Here is a 13,190-nt window from a genome sequence, read left to right as displayed (position 1 = left end):
GGAGATCCAGCTCACGGACGCGCTGCAGACCCTGGCCAAGCGCGAGGGCGAGGGCGGCGGGGTGTACGGGGTCGTGTTCCGCGGCCGCCGCTACGACACCGGCGACAAGCTCAGCTACCTCAAGGCCGTCGTCACCCTCGCGGCCGAACGCGCCGACCTCGGCCCGCAGCTGCGCGCGTGGCTTGCTGAATTCGTCCGGGACTCCTCGGCCGAGGGAAGCCTGTAGCTCTTCATATCGTCGTCGTCCTTGCGCTCTGACTCCGAAGATCGTCGGTGCGCGCCCTGTGTGCGCGGCGACCCAAGCCCGATCCACTAGGCTTGTGGGGAGCCGGAACGTCTTTGCTTCTGCATCGTCCGGCGCCCGTGTCGGTTCTGGGAGTTTCTTCGTGACGAACAGCAAGCAAGCCATTCTCATCAGAAGGCTCGGTGGATTTGGGGCATCATTGCTCTTCTCCACCGTCGTCAACCTGATCGGCATACCGTTTGTGATCGTCAATCTCGGTGCGCAGGTATGGGCAGAACTCTCCGTGGCTCTGGCGGCGGCAGCGGTCTTCGGGATCGTGGTCTCGTTCGGCTGGGGGACGGTCGGGGCGGCGATGACGGCTGCAACCCCACGGTCGGAACGCCCGCTTCTCTTTGTCAATTCGCTTGCCAGCCGCGGGTATCTCTTTCTTTTCTCCGTCATTCCGATGATTCTCGTCATGAGATTCATTGCGCCGTCCGATCCGGTGGCCACCGGGGCAGCTTCCTTCGCCTATCTCCTCCCATTCCTCGGCGCGTCGTGGTATTTTGTGGGGCAGTCGATGCCGTGGAGACTTTTCTTTTTCGACGTCCTGCCTCAAGGGCTTGGAATTATCTTCGGGGTTATCGGGACCTTCCTTGTCCGAGAAGTGTGGGTTTATGTAGCTTCGCTCGTGGCATTCAACTTGGCTGCAGTGCTGTGCAGCGCACTCGTCGTCATCCGTTACGACTCACTGGGGTCCAGCAAACCGTCCCTCGCATTTCGGGCGTCCATGGCACGGCTTGCCGAGCAGTGGCATGCGGTGGTTGCTGCCAGTACCGGCACGGTCAACAGCAGTGGACCGATCATCGCCGTCACCCTTCTGGGATCGCCGCTGCTTCCCGTTTATGCGCTGGCGGACAAGATCTTCAAGTACGGAGTGGCAGGGTTCGGCCCAGTCCTGCAGCTGATACAAGGTTGGATACCGGAAGCAGGGCCCTCCGAAGTCGAGCGGCGCGTCCGTCGAGTGAGTTCGCTGGCTCCATGGTTTGGCCTGCTTGGGGGGCTTGTTCTCGCGCTCGTGATGCCGTGGGCGGCAGCCTTTCTCTCTGCCGGCAGGTTGGTTGTCGGACTCAACTTGAGCGTGCCGTTCGGCATTGTTTTTGCGGGCGTTCTGATGGCCCAAGTGATCGGTCTAGCCTGTTTGATTCCCATCGGTCTGGGACATGTTCTCGCGAAGTCCACGGCCTTTGGCGCTGCTATAAATCTTCTCCTGTTTGTCGTGTTGGGGATTTGGTTTGGCGGGCTTGGGATAGCGTGGTCAGTAGCCGCGGCCGAAGTCGTAGTGGCTGGTTATCAATTACTCGCATTGCGCCGATACTTTCTTGAAAGGTCCGCGGCCTCGTACTGACACTGGTGCCTGAGCGGAGGGCCGCCGGGCAGCGGTCTGCCATTGGCTGAAGCTGGCTCCGCCATCTCATCGGGGACGGTAACCAGGATGGATCAGCGCCCACGCATGCGGAGGCCGACGTAAGCCGCTTCGACACGACCGTCAGGCCCTGGGGATGACAATCGCGGGCACAGGCATCGCAGAGCGGCAGCACGGAGGTTGTCCACATCCTCTACGTGGTCCACGGAGGCCGGTCAAGCCCTCGGTTAGGCTGGCGAGCGTCGGCTGGGGAGCCGACGTCGCGCATCGGCACCGGATCGCGGCTTTGGGGAGCAGCCTTGTGCTGCGTTGGGGGGATTGCAGTGGACGCTGTCCGCATAGTCGAAGACGAGGTACGCGAACTCATCCGTGTGCGCGGATTCGATCCAGTGGACCAGGCACCCGAAGTGCGCCGCCTCGTTGATGCCGCGATAGCCGACTACGACGAACGCGCACTGCTTGGAGCCGTCCCCGTTCTCGCGGCACCTGACGATGTTCGCCGGCGGATTTTCGACGCGGTAGTGGGATTCGGAGCTCTCCAGCCGCTGCTCGACGACCCGTCGGTGGAGGAGATCTGGATCAACGCCCCGCACGAGGTGTTTGCGGCGCGCAACGGAGAATCCGAACTGGCGTCGGTCACCCTGACCGAGCAGCAGGTGCGGGACCTCGTCGAGCGGATGCTCAAGTCTTCGGGCCGACGGCTTGACCTCTCAAGCCCTTTCGTGGATGCGGCACTTCCGGACGGGTCGCGGCTGCACGTGGCGATCCCGGACGTGACTCGCCGGCACTGGGCGGTGAACATCCGGAAGTTCGTGGCCCGGGCATCCCGTCTTGAGCATCTTGTGGAGCTGGGCTCTCTCACTCCCCTCGCGGCACGATTCCTCGCGGCGGCGGTCGCGGGCGGGCTCAATGTTCTTGTCTCTGGTGCAACCCAAGCTGGGAAGACGACGATGCTGAATTGTCTCGCAGCCTCGATAGGCCAGCGGGAACGTGTCATCACTGTCGAGGAGATCTTCGAGCTCCGCTTTGCCCTTCGCGATGTCGTCGGGCTTCAATGCCGCCAGTCGAACCTTGAGGGCTCAGGCGAGATTCCCCTTCGCCGGCTGGTCAAAGAGGCTCTCCGCATGCGTCCCGACCGCCTGATCGTCGGCGAAGTGCGAGAGGCCGAGAGTCTGGACATGCTGATTGCCCTCAATTCCGGCCTCCCCGGCATGTGCACGATCCACGCGAATTCGGCGAGGGACGCCGTCACAAAGCTCTGCACGCTTCCGTTGCTCGCGGGCCAGAACATCTCGAGCGACTTCGTCGTTCCCACCGTCGCGGCGTGCATCGATCTGGTGGTTCATTGCGGTCGGGCTCGCGATGGGCGCCGCAGAGTCCAGGAGGTCCTAGCACTCGGCTCACGTGTCGAGGGAGGGGTCATCGAGTCGTCGTCCGTTTTTGCGCTTGGGTGCGCGGGCCTGGAACGGCGGACGGTCAGCTTGCCCCGGCCGGAGAGATTCGCGATGGCCGGGATCGACGCCGCGTTCTGGGACGCCGCCTGATGTCTGCGATCCTCGGTCTTCTGGCCGGCCTCGGACTATTCCTCATCTGGTTGGGCTGCTGGGAAAGGCAGCCGAGCCCGCCTCGGCCTCCAAGGGAAAGCAGACTTGCGGAGCTTCTGGCGAGCGCCGGCGTCGAGAGGGTCTCACCAGCCAGCTTCTTGATCTCATCCGCCGGCCTTGGCCTCGTGGTGGCGCTCGCGTTCTTCGGGACAACGACGGCGTGGCCCGTGGCCGCGTGTTTCGGCCTGTTCGCGTTGTGGTTGCCGTTGACGCTCCTGAAGTGGCAGGCGAGGAGGCGTCTGGCGCTTCACCGCGAGCTGTGGCCGGACGCCGTGGACCATCTCCGCTCCGCCATCAGGGCCGGTCTTCCGTTGGCAGAGGCGCTCATCCAGCTGGGCTACAAAGGTCCAGAGCCGCTGCGGCCGGTGTTCGTGGACTTTGCGGCCGACTACCGTTCTGGGGGAAATTTCGACAGCTCGCTCGACCGGCTCAAAGCACGGCTGAGTGATCCGATCGCCGATCGGATTGTCGAATCACTTCGCCTCGCGAGGCACGTCGGAGGGTCTGATCTGGGGCGGCTCCTCGGCACGCTGGCGGAGTTCCTGCGGGAGAGCGGTCGCACGCGAAGTGAGCTCGAAGCACGCCAGTCGTGGACCATCAACGGAGCGCGTCTGGCCGTCGCCGCGCCGTGGGCAGTGCTGCTCCTGCTCACGGGCCGTCCAGAAGCCATGGCGGCCTACGCGCAACCCATCGGACTCACCGTTCTCGGAGGAGGCCTGGTCGTATCGGTCGTGTGCTACCGACTGATGCTCCGAGTCGGATCCCTTCCGCAGGAAGAGCGGGTACTCGCGTGAGCGCGGGGACTTCGACGGCGTTCGCCTGCGGAGCACTTCTCGGGTTGGGGCTCTGGATCATCATGGTGCGACTTCCTCCGATGCGTCTCCCTTCGTTCGCCGACAGGGTGGCGCCCCAACTCCGGGCGATCGATGCATCGTCTCGACTCCTGCGACCCGAACGCCAAGCCCTCACGCCCTTCGGGCCACTTGAGCGGATCGTGCTCCCTCTGCTGCACGATGCCGTGCGCAGGCTGCCGCGGCTCGGTCATCTGGCGCTGGGCAAGAGACTGGCCAGTGCGGGGTCGCACAAGAGTCCTCTCGAGTTTCGTTCAGAGCAACTCATCTGGTCAGCGGCCGGATTCGCCATCGCTACGGTCGCCGGAGTGAGCCTCGGCGCGTCGGGGAGGCTGAGTCCTTGGGGATCGGCGATTCTGGTCGTCTTATCGACCGCGGTGGTGTTCGTGGGTCGAGAGATGTTGCTCGTCGCGGCGATACGGCGGCGACGGCAGCGAATTCTCGCGGAGTTCCCATCAATCGCAGACATGATGGCCCTTGCCGTGGGCGCGGGGGAATCGGCGAGTGGGGCTTTGGAGAGGACGGCGAGCCTTTCCAAAGGTGCACTGGCTGAGGAATTCGCGCTCGTCGTTGCTGATATTCGATCCGGCGTGGCTCTCGTCAGAGCGATCCAGCTGATGGGAGAGCGCATCGGCCTCACACCGATTTCGAGGTTTGCAGAAGGACTCATCGTTGCCATCGAACGGGGCACACCTCTTGCTGAGGTCTTGCGGGCCCAAGCCCAAGATGTGCGGGATCTCGCAAAGCGCGAGCTCATGGAGGCCGCGGGGCGCAAAGAAATCGGAATGATGATTCCCCTTGTCTTCGGGATCCTCCCGCTCACCATCGTGTTCGCCGTGTACCCGGCAGTTGCCGCCGTCACCTTGCCGCTGTGAGGTGCTCCCGACTGAAGCTCCTTGTCCTCCGAACCAACGACGTCTCACCAGAAACAGCGTGTCAGCAGAAACAGAAGGGAACGAAACGATGATCACGATGACGAGAATCGGCGGGTGGCTCGCAGCCCTGCCCTTACGGCCCAAGCGATCTCGGCCAGGTCCGGACAACAGCGTAGGGTCCGAACGGGGTGACGTGCCCGGCTGGGTGATGATTACCTTGATGAGCGCTGTGCTGGTCATGGGGCTGCTCGCCATAGCGGCCCCTGCACTGGAAGGCCTGTTCCAGCAGGCCATCAGCAAGGTCAGCAAGTAGCTCGATGCCCGGCCCCCGGCTGCGAGGACGGCGAGACTTGGGCCAGCGGGGTTCGGCCCCGGCCGAATTCGTCATGGTCGGAAGCCTTCTGACGACGCTCGCCCTTGCCATAGCCCAGCTCACGCTCGTCCTGCATGTACGGAACACGCTGATTGACGCAGCAGCGTCCGCCGCCCGCCACGGCGCGCTCGCGGACCGCACCGCCGGTGATGCTCGGGAAAGGGCCGCGCAGCTGGTGGAGACGACGGTGGGACAGGCGTATGCCTCCGACATCGTGGTGGGGAACAGCGTCGTCGAGGGGCTGCGAGTCCTCGAGGTGCGGATCAAAGCTCCCTTGCCGTTGGTGGGCCTCCTCGGCCCAGACCGCGTGGTGGAGGTGGCAGGCCATGCGCCGCTTCAGTAAGAAGTGTCGCTGTGGGATTCTCGTCCCTCGGGGCCGCTCGGCCGAGTCAGGGAGCGCCGCGGTCGAGTTCGTCATGTTCGGCCTGGTCCTGTTGGTTCCTGTGGTGTACTTCGTCGTGACGGTCGGCGTGCTTCAAGCCGCCTCGTTCGCTGCTGTGGGCGCGGCGGATCACGCGGCGAAGGCCTTCGTCCGTTCGCCGGATCTCCAATCCGCCCATCGGGCGGCTCAAGCGGCGGGTCGGGTCGCTGCAGCCGACTTCGGGATCGAGCCAGGCGGAGTCACTGTGTCTATCGCGTGCGACCGCTCCGACTGCCTTGAGGCAGGCACCGCGGTGACGGTGACGGTGGAGATGCAGGCGCCGTTGCCCTTGGCGCCATCGTTCGGAGCTGGAGGGCTCTCGGTGGGGCGTGCAGTCTCCAGTTCCACGCAGTTCGCGGGGAGGTTTCGATGAGCCTTGCGGGACCAAAGAGATCAGGGGAATGCGGGCGCGAGGACGGCATGATCCTCGTGCTCATCCTCGGGTACACGGTTCTCTGTCTCCTCATCGCCTCGGTGGTGATCGGTGTCTCCGCCGTGTACGTCGAGCACAAGAAGCTTCTGAGTCTGGCCGATGGGGCAGCCCAATCAGCTGCCGACACCTTCACGCTGGGCGATGCGGCTCAGGGACCTTCCCCGCCGGCTGCGAGTCTGACGACCGAGAGGATCACAGCATCCGTGGGGGCCTACCTCCATCGCGTCAACGCCGCCGGCCGCTTCGAGGGCTTTACGGTTTCCGGGGCCACTGGATCTGAGGACGGCCGCAGCGCCCGAGTGACCCTCGAGGCCGTGGCACATCCGCCACTTGTCGGCATTGTCGTCCCCGGGGGGATTCGCATAGAGGCCACGTCCATTGCACGGGCGCGGCTTACGCGGTGACCCATGGCGTAACCTTGGATAGTTATGGCTGAGATCGATTTTCCCGCAGAAATCCGCGCCCTCCGGGCCACGCACTCGTCTATCGAGCAGGTGACCGACGTCGATGCGCTGCGCGCGGAGATCGCCGAGCTCAGTGAGGCGGCGGGCGCGCCCGACCTGTGGGACGATCCCGCCAAGGCCCAGCAGGTCACGTCGCGGCTCTCGCACCGCCAATCCGAGCTCGAGCGCGTCGAGAGGCTCGGCACGCGCATCGACGATCTCGAAGTCCTCGTCGAGCTGGCGCAGGAAGAGAACGACGCGGATTCCTTGGGCGAGGCGGTCAAGGAGCTCGGATCCATCAGCAAGGCCCTCGAGGACCTCGAGGTTGTGACCCTGCTGAACGGCGAATACGACGAGCGCGAGGCGGTCGTGACCATCCGCGCTGGCGCGGGCGGGGTCGACGCCGCAGACTTCGCAGAGATGCTCATGCGCATGTATCTCCGGTGGGCCGAGCGGCACGGCTACTCCACGAAGGTCATGGACACGTCGTACGCGGAAGAGGCCGGGATCAAGTCCGCAACGTTCGAGGTGAATGCGCCTTTTGCGTACGGAACACTGTCCGTCGAGGCCGGAACCCACCGTCTGGTCCGCATCAGCCCGTTCGACAATCAGGGCCGCCGCCAGACGTCCTTCGCGGCGGTTGAGGTCATCCCCGTCATCGAGCAGACCGACTCCATCGAGATCCCGGACAACGAGATCCGCATTGACGTCTTCCGCTCCTCGGGCCCAGGCGGCCAGTCGGTGAACACGACGGACTCCGCGGTCCGGATCACCCACCTTCCGACCGGCATCGTGGTCTCGATGCAGAACGAGAAGTCTCAGATCCAGAACCGCGCTGCCGCCATGCGCGTCCTCCAGTCGCGTCTTCTCCTGCTCAAGAAGGAGCAGGAGGACGCCGAGAAGAAGGCCCTCGCGGGTGACGTCAAAGCGTCATGGGGCGATCAGATGCGCTCGTACGTCCTGAACCCCTACCAGATGGTCAAGGACCTTCGGACGGAGCACGAGGTGGGCAACCCTACGGCGGTGCTCGACGGCGAGATCGATGACTTCATCGACGCCGGGATCCGCTGGCGCGCGGGACAGCGCCAGGGCGCCGAAAGCTAGGTGACCTGAGGGAGGACGGCGACACGCCGCCGAGGCCCCCTCCGGAATCCCCCTTCCGTGCTTATAGTCGATCAGCCGGCGCTTCCGTCCCCGAGCCTCGCCCGTGCGCCGGGTGGTGGATGCTATGCGCGCCGCCGGGCCGGAAGTGCCATGATCCGCTTCGACAACGTCACGATGGTCTACGACAAGAAGGCCAGACCCGCGCTGGACAGCGTCTCGATCGAGATTCAGCGCGGCGAATTCGCGTTCCTCGTCGGGCCCTCGGGCTCGGGCAAATCCACGTTCCTGCGCCTCGTGCTCCGAGAGGACCGGGCCACCTCGGGGAGCGTCTTCGTGGCTGGCCAGAACGTCGCAAAGCTCTCGAGCTGGCGCGTGCCGCGACTGCGCCGGGGGATCGGTGTCGTCTTCCAGGACTTCCGCCTGCTGCCCCAGAAGACCGTCTTCGCAAACGTCGCGTTCGCGATGCAGGTCATCGGAAAGAACCGGAGCGTGATCCGGGAGACCGTGCCCGAGGTCCTCAAGACGGTGGGCCTGGAAGGGATGGGGCACCGCATGCCTCACGAGCTCTCGGGTGGAGAGCAGCAGCGCGTGGCGATCGCCCGCGCCGTCGTCAATCGCCCTGGGATCCTGCTCGCGGATGAGCCCACGGGAAACCTTGACCCGACGACATCCCAAGGGATCATGCAGGTCCTCGACAAGATCAACCAAAACGGGACCACGGTGGTCATGGCCACCCACGATGATGACATTGTGAACTCGATGCGCAAGCGGGTGATCGAGCTCGGCTCGGGCAAGATCGTCCGGGACGAGGCGAAGGCCCTCTACACGTCGATGATGCCCGCCGTCCGCCCGTCGCACCTCGGCCAGCCGGGGCCTTCGCGCGAGGCGGTTGCGTCTCCGGCAGGCGCCAGCGAGGAGGAGATCTGATGCGCGCCGCTTTCGTTCTGGGCGAGATCGCAGGCGGCCTCCGCCGCAACCTCGCGATGGTCGTCTCCGTCATTCTGGTCACCTTTGTCTCGCTGACCTTCGTCGGCGCGGCGGGTATGCTGCAGCTCCAGATCAATCAGATGAAGGGCTACTGGTACGACCGCGTCCAGGTTGCGATCTTCCTCTGCGGGCAGGGGTCGACGGCGGCGGGCTGCGCGAGTGGGCCCGTCACCCCAGACCAGCAGAAGGCGATCCAGGCCCTCCTCGATTCGCCCGCTGTGGCGCAGTACGTCAACGACTACCACTACGAGTCCCAGAACGAGGCATATCAGCACTTCAAGGAGCAGTTCGCGAACTCGCCGATCGTGGATTCGGTCACGCCCGACCAGCTCCCGGCGTCCTTCCGCATCAACCTCAAGGACCCCGAGAAGTACCAGATCATCAGTGAGACCTTCTCATCTCGCCCCGGGGTGGAGACCGTGATCGATCAGCGCCAGCTCCTCGAGCGCCTTTTCTCGGTGATGAACGGCGCATCGCTTGTGGCCATCGTGATCGCAGGCGTCATGATCGTCTGCGCAATCCTGCTGATCGGCACGACGATCCGGCTCTCGGCCTTCAGCCGGCGCAGGGAGACGGGCATTATGCGCCTTGTCGGCGCGTCCAAGCTCGTCATCCAGCTGCCATTCGTGCTCGAGGGCGTGATCGCCGCCGTCGTGGGTGCGGTGCTGGCATCCGGAACGCTGTGGGCCGTCGCCAAGTTCTTCCTCGGCGACGTGCTGGCCAAGCAGTACCCTGACACCGCGTTCATCTCACCAACGCAGGCGCTCATGCTTTCGCCGCTGCTCATCGCCCTCGGCGTCGTCCTCGCGGGTGCCTCGTCCATGCTGACGCTCCGCCGCTACCTGAAGGTCTGACATGGCTCCCCTTGAATCGGCTCCCCATCGACGCACCGCTGTGAAGCGCGGGGCGGCACTGCGTGTGCCCGCCGCGGCCGCCGTCGTCGTCCTTGCCCTCGGCGTGGCCGCCTCCGGTCCCGCACGCGCAGATGACTTGGACGACCAGAAGGCGCAGCTCCAGCAGCAGGCGCAGCAGGTTCAGTCCTCGCTCGAGTTCCTCGACGGCCGGATCTCGCAGTCGGCAGCCGATCTCGCCAACTACCGCGCGCAGCTTCCCGGTGCGCAGCAGGCGCTTGTCGACGCGCAGGGCCGCGTGGCGTCGGCAACCAAGGAGGTCGAGGCCCTCGCCGTTCGCGTGGATGCGGCGCAGCAGAACAAGGCCAAGATCACCCAGCAGATCGCCGACGACCGGGGCAAGACGGAGGATACGAAGAAGCTCATCGGCCAGATCGCCACGCAGGCCTACAAGTCCGGCGGCGTGCCGTCCAACCTGAGCCTGATCTTCGGCGACTCAGGCGGAGGCAGCCTGACGGGCAGCATCGATCTGGCCGATCAGGCGCTGCGGAGCCAGAACGCGGCGCTTGAGCGCTTGTCCCAGCAGACCGCCGCCAACGTGAACTCGGAAGCGCGCCTCCAGGCAGTCGAGGCGGAGATCCGTGACCTCAAGGGCCAGGCGGATCAGGCCTTGGCGCGCGAGCAGGCAGCACGGGACGACGCGGCCGCCAAGAAGGCGACGGTAGACAAGCTCGTGGCGGATACGGACCGCCTGAACCAGGAGCTTGAGGCGCAGCGCCCTGCCATCCAGCAGCAGATCGCGAACGTGAAGGCGCAGCAGGACCAAGTTGCGGCCCAGATTGCCGACCGCGACCGGCGGCTTCGCGAGGCCTGGGAAGCCGAACAGCGCCGTCAGGCCGAGCAGCGGGCAGCGGAAGCCCGCGAGGCGGCCCTGAGAGCGGGCCAGAATCAGGCATCCGCCGACGCGGCCGCCCAGAACGTTCGCGACCAAGCCGTCCAGGTCGGATCCCCGTCGGCCTTCGGGCTGAGGTACCCGTTCGCCGGTCCGCCGCCCATCACTTCCGGCTTCGGCTGGAGGGCGACGCCGCCGGGCACGATCGACTTCTACGGGACCGGCGGCTACATGCACACCGGCATCGACTTCGGAGTGGGCTGCGGTACGCCCGTATACGCGGCTGCGGCGGGCACCGTCACCGTCGGCGGTTGGACGACGGGCGGCGGGGGATGGACCGTGATGATCTCGCACGGTGTGATCCAGGGCAATTCCATGACCACCGTCTATTACCACAATTCCAGCGTCGCGGTGTCACCCGGCCAGCGGGTGAGCCAAGGACAGCTGATCGCCTATTCCGGGAACACCGGCAATTCGACCGGCTGCCACGCCCACTTCGAAACCTGGCTCAACGGCTCTGCCGTTGACCCCCTCAGCGTCCTGTAGCGTCGTCTGGGGTAGAATTCTGGGGTCGTCGGAGCGATCGACGGCAGGAATCCCGGCGATCCAGCGAAACGAGTGAGGAGGGGGGAGAAGCGTGCCCAAAGAGAGCGGCCGCAAGGCTGTGGCGACGAACCGCAGGGCTCGGCACGACTATCACATCCTCGACACGTGGGAGGCTGGCCTCGTTCTGATGGGAACCGAGGTGAAGTCGCTGCGCGAGGGCCATATCTCGCTCGCGGACGGCTTCTGCACCTTCTCCAATGGGGAGCTGTGGCTCGAGGCGGTGAACATTCCCGAGTACAGCCAGGGCAGCTGGACCAACCATTCCGCCCGGCGGCGCCGGAAGCTCCTGCTCCACCGCGAGGAGCTCGCGAAGATCGAACACAAGACGCGGGAGCAGGGCCTCACGGTCGTTCCGCTTCAGGTGTACTTCAACGAGGGGCGTGCCAAGGTGGAGATCGCCGTGGCCCGAGGCAAGAGGGAATACGACAAGCGCCAGGCCCTGCGGGAGAAGCAGGACACCCGTGAAGCCCTGAGAACGATGCGGGCTCGCAACCGACGCTGAGCACCGGAAGGGGACCGTGGCAGCGACATCGCGAAGGGCGAAGACGGTCCTGATAGTGGGGATTGTCCTCGTCGTGGTCGGCGTGATCGCCGTCGTCGTCCCCCGGATGATGTCGGCGCTCACCGCCCAGGCGCGTCCCGCGACGACGCCATCCTCCAGCGCAGCCGAAACTCCGACCCCTACTCCCTCAGCGACTCCTAGCGCTGCAAGCACTCCGACGCCGTCGGCCTCGACGCCACCGCCCCCTCCGCCGCCACCCAGCCGCGCCCAGCAGGTCCTGGCCGGGCTGAGCCTGGAGCAGCGGGTGGGCCAGGTGATGATGGTGAGCTCCCCGGTTGCCGGCGCCGATCCTGCAACGCTTGCAGACCTGAGGTCGAATCGCATCGGAAACGTCTTCCTGAAAGGAAGGACGACGGCGGGAGCGGGCGCTGTGGGCGACGTGGTCCGGGCGCTGCGCGCCGAGGCGACGCAAACGGGGCCGACGACGGTCGCGCCCTTTGTGGCGACCGATCAGGAGGGCGGTCAGGTGCAGATCCTACGGGGCCCCGGCTTCTCTGCCATCCCCTCCGCACTCGCGCAGGGCGGCATGGACCCCGCCGCGCTCAGTTCGGCCGCGACGGAATGGGGCCAGGAACTCGCAGCCGTCGGCGTCAATGTGAATTTTGCGCCCGTCATGGACACCGTGCCTTCCGCGGCCTTCGCACCGCAGAACATCCCGATCGGAAAGTACGAGCGCGAGTACGGTTTCGACCCGGCGACGGTGTCGTCGCACGGCGTCGCGTTCGCCCACGCCATGGCACAGGCAGGGGTCGCGGCCGTTCCGAAGCACTTTCCGGGTCTGGGGCGCGTGACGGCCAACACCGACACCTCCACCAATGTCACGGACGCACAGACCTCCCGCACGGACCCGTACCTCGCCCCGTTTGCCGATGCCATCCGCAGCGGGGTTGGCTGGGTCATGCTCTCGAACGCCTTGTATCCCGCGATCGACGGCGAACACCTGGCGGTCTTCTCGCCCGCGGTGATCGACCTCCTGCGGAAGGATCTCGGTTTCGGCGGCATCGTGGTGTCCGATGACATCTGCGATGCCGCGCAGGTCGGGGGCCTCCGCCCAGAATCGCGGGGGGCGGACTTCCTCGCGGCGGGCGGAACCATGGTCCTCTGCACTGACGAGGCCCTTGCGCCTCGGCTCTGGCAGGGAATCGTGGACCAGGCCCGGTCAGATCCGGGGTTCGCGAGAGTGGTCGACAACGCGGCCCTCACTGTCCTCGAGGCGAAGGACCGGGCAGGACTTCTGTCCCACTGAGGGCTGGGTGACCGGTCCGAGGCGGGAATACGTGGTGCGGTCGGCGCGCTATACTGAATGTTCCGGTGGCCGCGAGGCACGCCGGGGTTCGAAGGGCGGCGTGGGGTTCCACGCCGGTTTGACAACCGAATAAGGGGATGATCGGTTTCGACGGTGTTGGTCGAGACAGGTGAAGCGGGCCGAGGATGCAGAGTCATCTCGTCAACGCTCTCTGCAAAACAATAAGTGCCAACTCTAAGCGCACTGACTTCGCTCTCGCTGCCTAAGTAGCGAACGAGTCCGTCAGCCCGGGA

The 13,190-nt window shown here is 65.5% G+C and carries 14 protein-coding genes, 1 other RNA gene and 1 pseudogene; all 16 read left to right on the top strand.

Going from position 1 to position 13,190, the window contains the following annotated elements:
- Positions 1-226, top strand: a pseudogene (locus ACTHL9_RS01620) (UTP--glucose-1-phosphate uridylyltransferase); the annotation flags it as partial.
- A gap of 160 nt (positions 227-386) precedes the next feature.
- Complete coding sequence (locus ACTHL9_RS01615) at positions 387-1,631, top strand: hypothetical protein (protein WP_440516881.1); 1,245 nt, start codon at positions 387-389, stop codon at positions 1,629-1,631.
- A 341-nt stretch (positions 1,632-1,972) separates the two neighbouring features.
- Positions 1,973-3,193, top strand: coding sequence for a CpaF family protein (locus ACTHL9_RS01610; RefSeq protein ID WP_440516880.1), 1,221 nt, complete (start codon positions 1,973-1,975; stop codon positions 3,191-3,193).
- Positions 3,193-4,047: a type II secretion system F family protein gene (locus ACTHL9_RS01605; RefSeq protein WP_440516878.1), complete on the top strand. Its 855-nt coding sequence runs from the start codon at positions 3,193-3,195 to the stop codon at positions 4,045-4,047. The genes ACTHL9_RS01610 and ACTHL9_RS01605 overlap by 1 nt, the downstream gene beginning before the upstream one ends.
- Positions 4,048-4,412: 365 nt before the next feature.
- Positions 4,413-4,979 carry a type II secretion system F family protein gene (locus ACTHL9_RS01600; RefSeq protein ID WP_440516877.1) on the top strand — a complete coding sequence of 189 codons (567 nt, stop codon included), beginning with the start codon at positions 4,413-4,415 and terminating at the stop codon, positions 4,977-4,979.
- Between the two features lie 88 nt (positions 4,980-5,067).
- Complete coding sequence (locus tag ACTHL9_RS01595; RefSeq protein ID WP_440516876.1) at positions 5,068-5,292, top strand: hypothetical protein; 225 nt, start codon at positions 5,068-5,070, stop codon at positions 5,290-5,292.
- Positions 5,293-5,296: 4 nt separating this feature from the next.
- Positions 5,297-5,695, top strand: coding sequence for a TadE/TadG family type IV pilus assembly protein (locus tag ACTHL9_RS01590; RefSeq protein ID WP_440516875.1), 399 nt, complete (start codon positions 5,297-5,299; stop codon positions 5,693-5,695).
- Positions 5,679-6,146 carry a hypothetical protein gene (locus tag ACTHL9_RS01585; protein WP_440516874.1) on the top strand — a complete coding sequence of 156 codons (468 nt, stop codon included), beginning with the start codon at positions 5,679-5,681 and terminating at the stop codon, positions 6,144-6,146. Before ACTHL9_RS01590 ends, ACTHL9_RS01585 begins: the two co-directional genes overlap by 17 nt.
- 47 nt (positions 6,147-6,193) lie before the next feature.
- Positions 6,194-6,610 carry a pilus assembly protein TadG-related protein gene (locus ACTHL9_RS01580; protein ID WP_440516873.1) on the top strand — a complete coding sequence of 139 codons (417 nt, stop codon included), beginning with the start codon at positions 6,194-6,196 and terminating at the stop codon, positions 6,608-6,610.
- A gap of 24 nt (positions 6,611-6,634) precedes the next feature.
- The gene (gene prfB, locus ACTHL9_RS01575) at positions 6,635-7,753 is read left to right on the top strand and encodes a peptide chain release factor 2 (RefSeq protein ID WP_440516872.1); all 1,119 of its coding nucleotides are present in this window, start codon (positions 6,635-6,637) and stop codon (positions 7,751-7,753) included.
- Between the two features lie 150 nt (positions 7,754-7,903).
- On the top strand, positions 7,904-8,680 hold the full coding sequence (gene ftsE / locus ACTHL9_RS01570; protein WP_440516871.1) for a cell division ATP-binding protein FtsE: 777 nt from the start codon (positions 7,904-7,906) through the stop codon (positions 8,678-8,680).
- Complete coding sequence (gene ftsX / locus ACTHL9_RS01565) at positions 8,680-9,594, top strand: permease-like cell division protein FtsX (protein ID WP_440516870.1); 915 nt, start codon at positions 8,680-8,682, stop codon at positions 9,592-9,594. The genes ftsE and ftsX overlap by 1 nt, the downstream gene beginning before the upstream one ends.
- Position 9,595: 1 nt before the next feature.
- Positions 9,596-11,029, top strand: coding sequence for a peptidoglycan DD-metalloendopeptidase family protein (locus tag ACTHL9_RS01560; RefSeq protein WP_440516869.1), 1,434 nt, complete (start codon positions 9,596-9,598; stop codon positions 11,027-11,029).
- A 91-nt stretch (positions 11,030-11,120) separates the two neighbouring features.
- Positions 11,121-11,591, top strand: a complete 471-nt coding sequence (gene smpB / locus ACTHL9_RS01555) for an SsrA-binding protein SmpB (protein WP_440516868.1) — start codon at positions 11,121-11,123, stop codon at positions 11,589-11,591.
- Positions 11,592-11,607: 16 nt separating this feature from the next.
- Positions 11,608-12,897, top strand: a complete 1,290-nt coding sequence (locus ACTHL9_RS01550) for a glycoside hydrolase family 3 N-terminal domain-containing protein (RefSeq protein WP_440516867.1) — start codon at positions 11,608-11,610, stop codon at positions 12,895-12,897.
- A 133-nt stretch (positions 12,898-13,030) separates the two neighbouring features.
- Positions 13,031-13,190: a transfer-messenger RNA gene (gene ssrA, locus ACTHL9_RS01545) on the top strand; the annotation flags it as partial.

The organism is Sinomonas sp. (assembly GCF_051955515.1).
GTDB lineage: Bacteria > Actinomycetota > Actinomycetes > Actinomycetales > Micrococcaceae > Sinomonas.
The sequence above is the reverse complement of the archived record's forward strand: the minus strand, read 5'-3'. Positions and strand labels throughout refer to the sequence as shown.

Excerpts from the sequence above, each read along its gene's own strand:
- ACTHL9_RS01605 (WP_440516878.1), top strand. The coding sequence starts at position 3,193 with ATGTCTGCGATCCTCGGTCTTCTGGCCGGCCTCGGACTATTCCTCATC.
- ACTHL9_RS01595 (WP_440516876.1), top strand. The coding sequence starts at position 5,068 with ATGATCACGATGACGAGAATCGGCGGGTGGCTCGCAGCCCTGCCCTTA.
- ACTHL9_RS01590 (WP_440516875.1), top strand. The coding sequence starts at position 5,297 with ATGCCCGGCCCCCGGCTGCGAGGACGGCGAGACTTGGGCCAGCGGGGT.
- ACTHL9_RS01585 (WP_440516874.1), top strand. The coding sequence starts at position 5,679 with ATGCGCCGCTTCAGTAAGAAGTGTCGCTGTGGGATTCTCGTCCCTCGG.
- ACTHL9_RS01580 (WP_440516873.1), top strand. The coding sequence starts at position 6,194 with ATGATCCTCGTGCTCATCCTCGGGTACACGGTTCTCTGTCTCCTCATC.
- prfB (WP_440516872.1), top strand. The coding sequence starts at position 6,635 with ATGGCTGAGATCGATTTTCCCGCAGAAATCCGCGCCCTCCGGGCCACG.
- ftsE (WP_440516871.1), top strand. The coding sequence starts at position 7,904 with ATGATCCGCTTCGACAACGTCACGATGGTCTACGACAAGAAGGCCAGA.
- ftsX (WP_440516870.1), top strand. The coding sequence starts at position 8,680 with ATGCGCGCCGCTTTCGTTCTGGGCGAGATCGCAGGCGGCCTCCGCCGC.
- ACTHL9_RS01560 (WP_440516869.1), top strand. The coding sequence starts at position 9,596 with ATGGCTCCCCTTGAATCGGCTCCCCATCGACGCACCGCTGTGAAGCGC.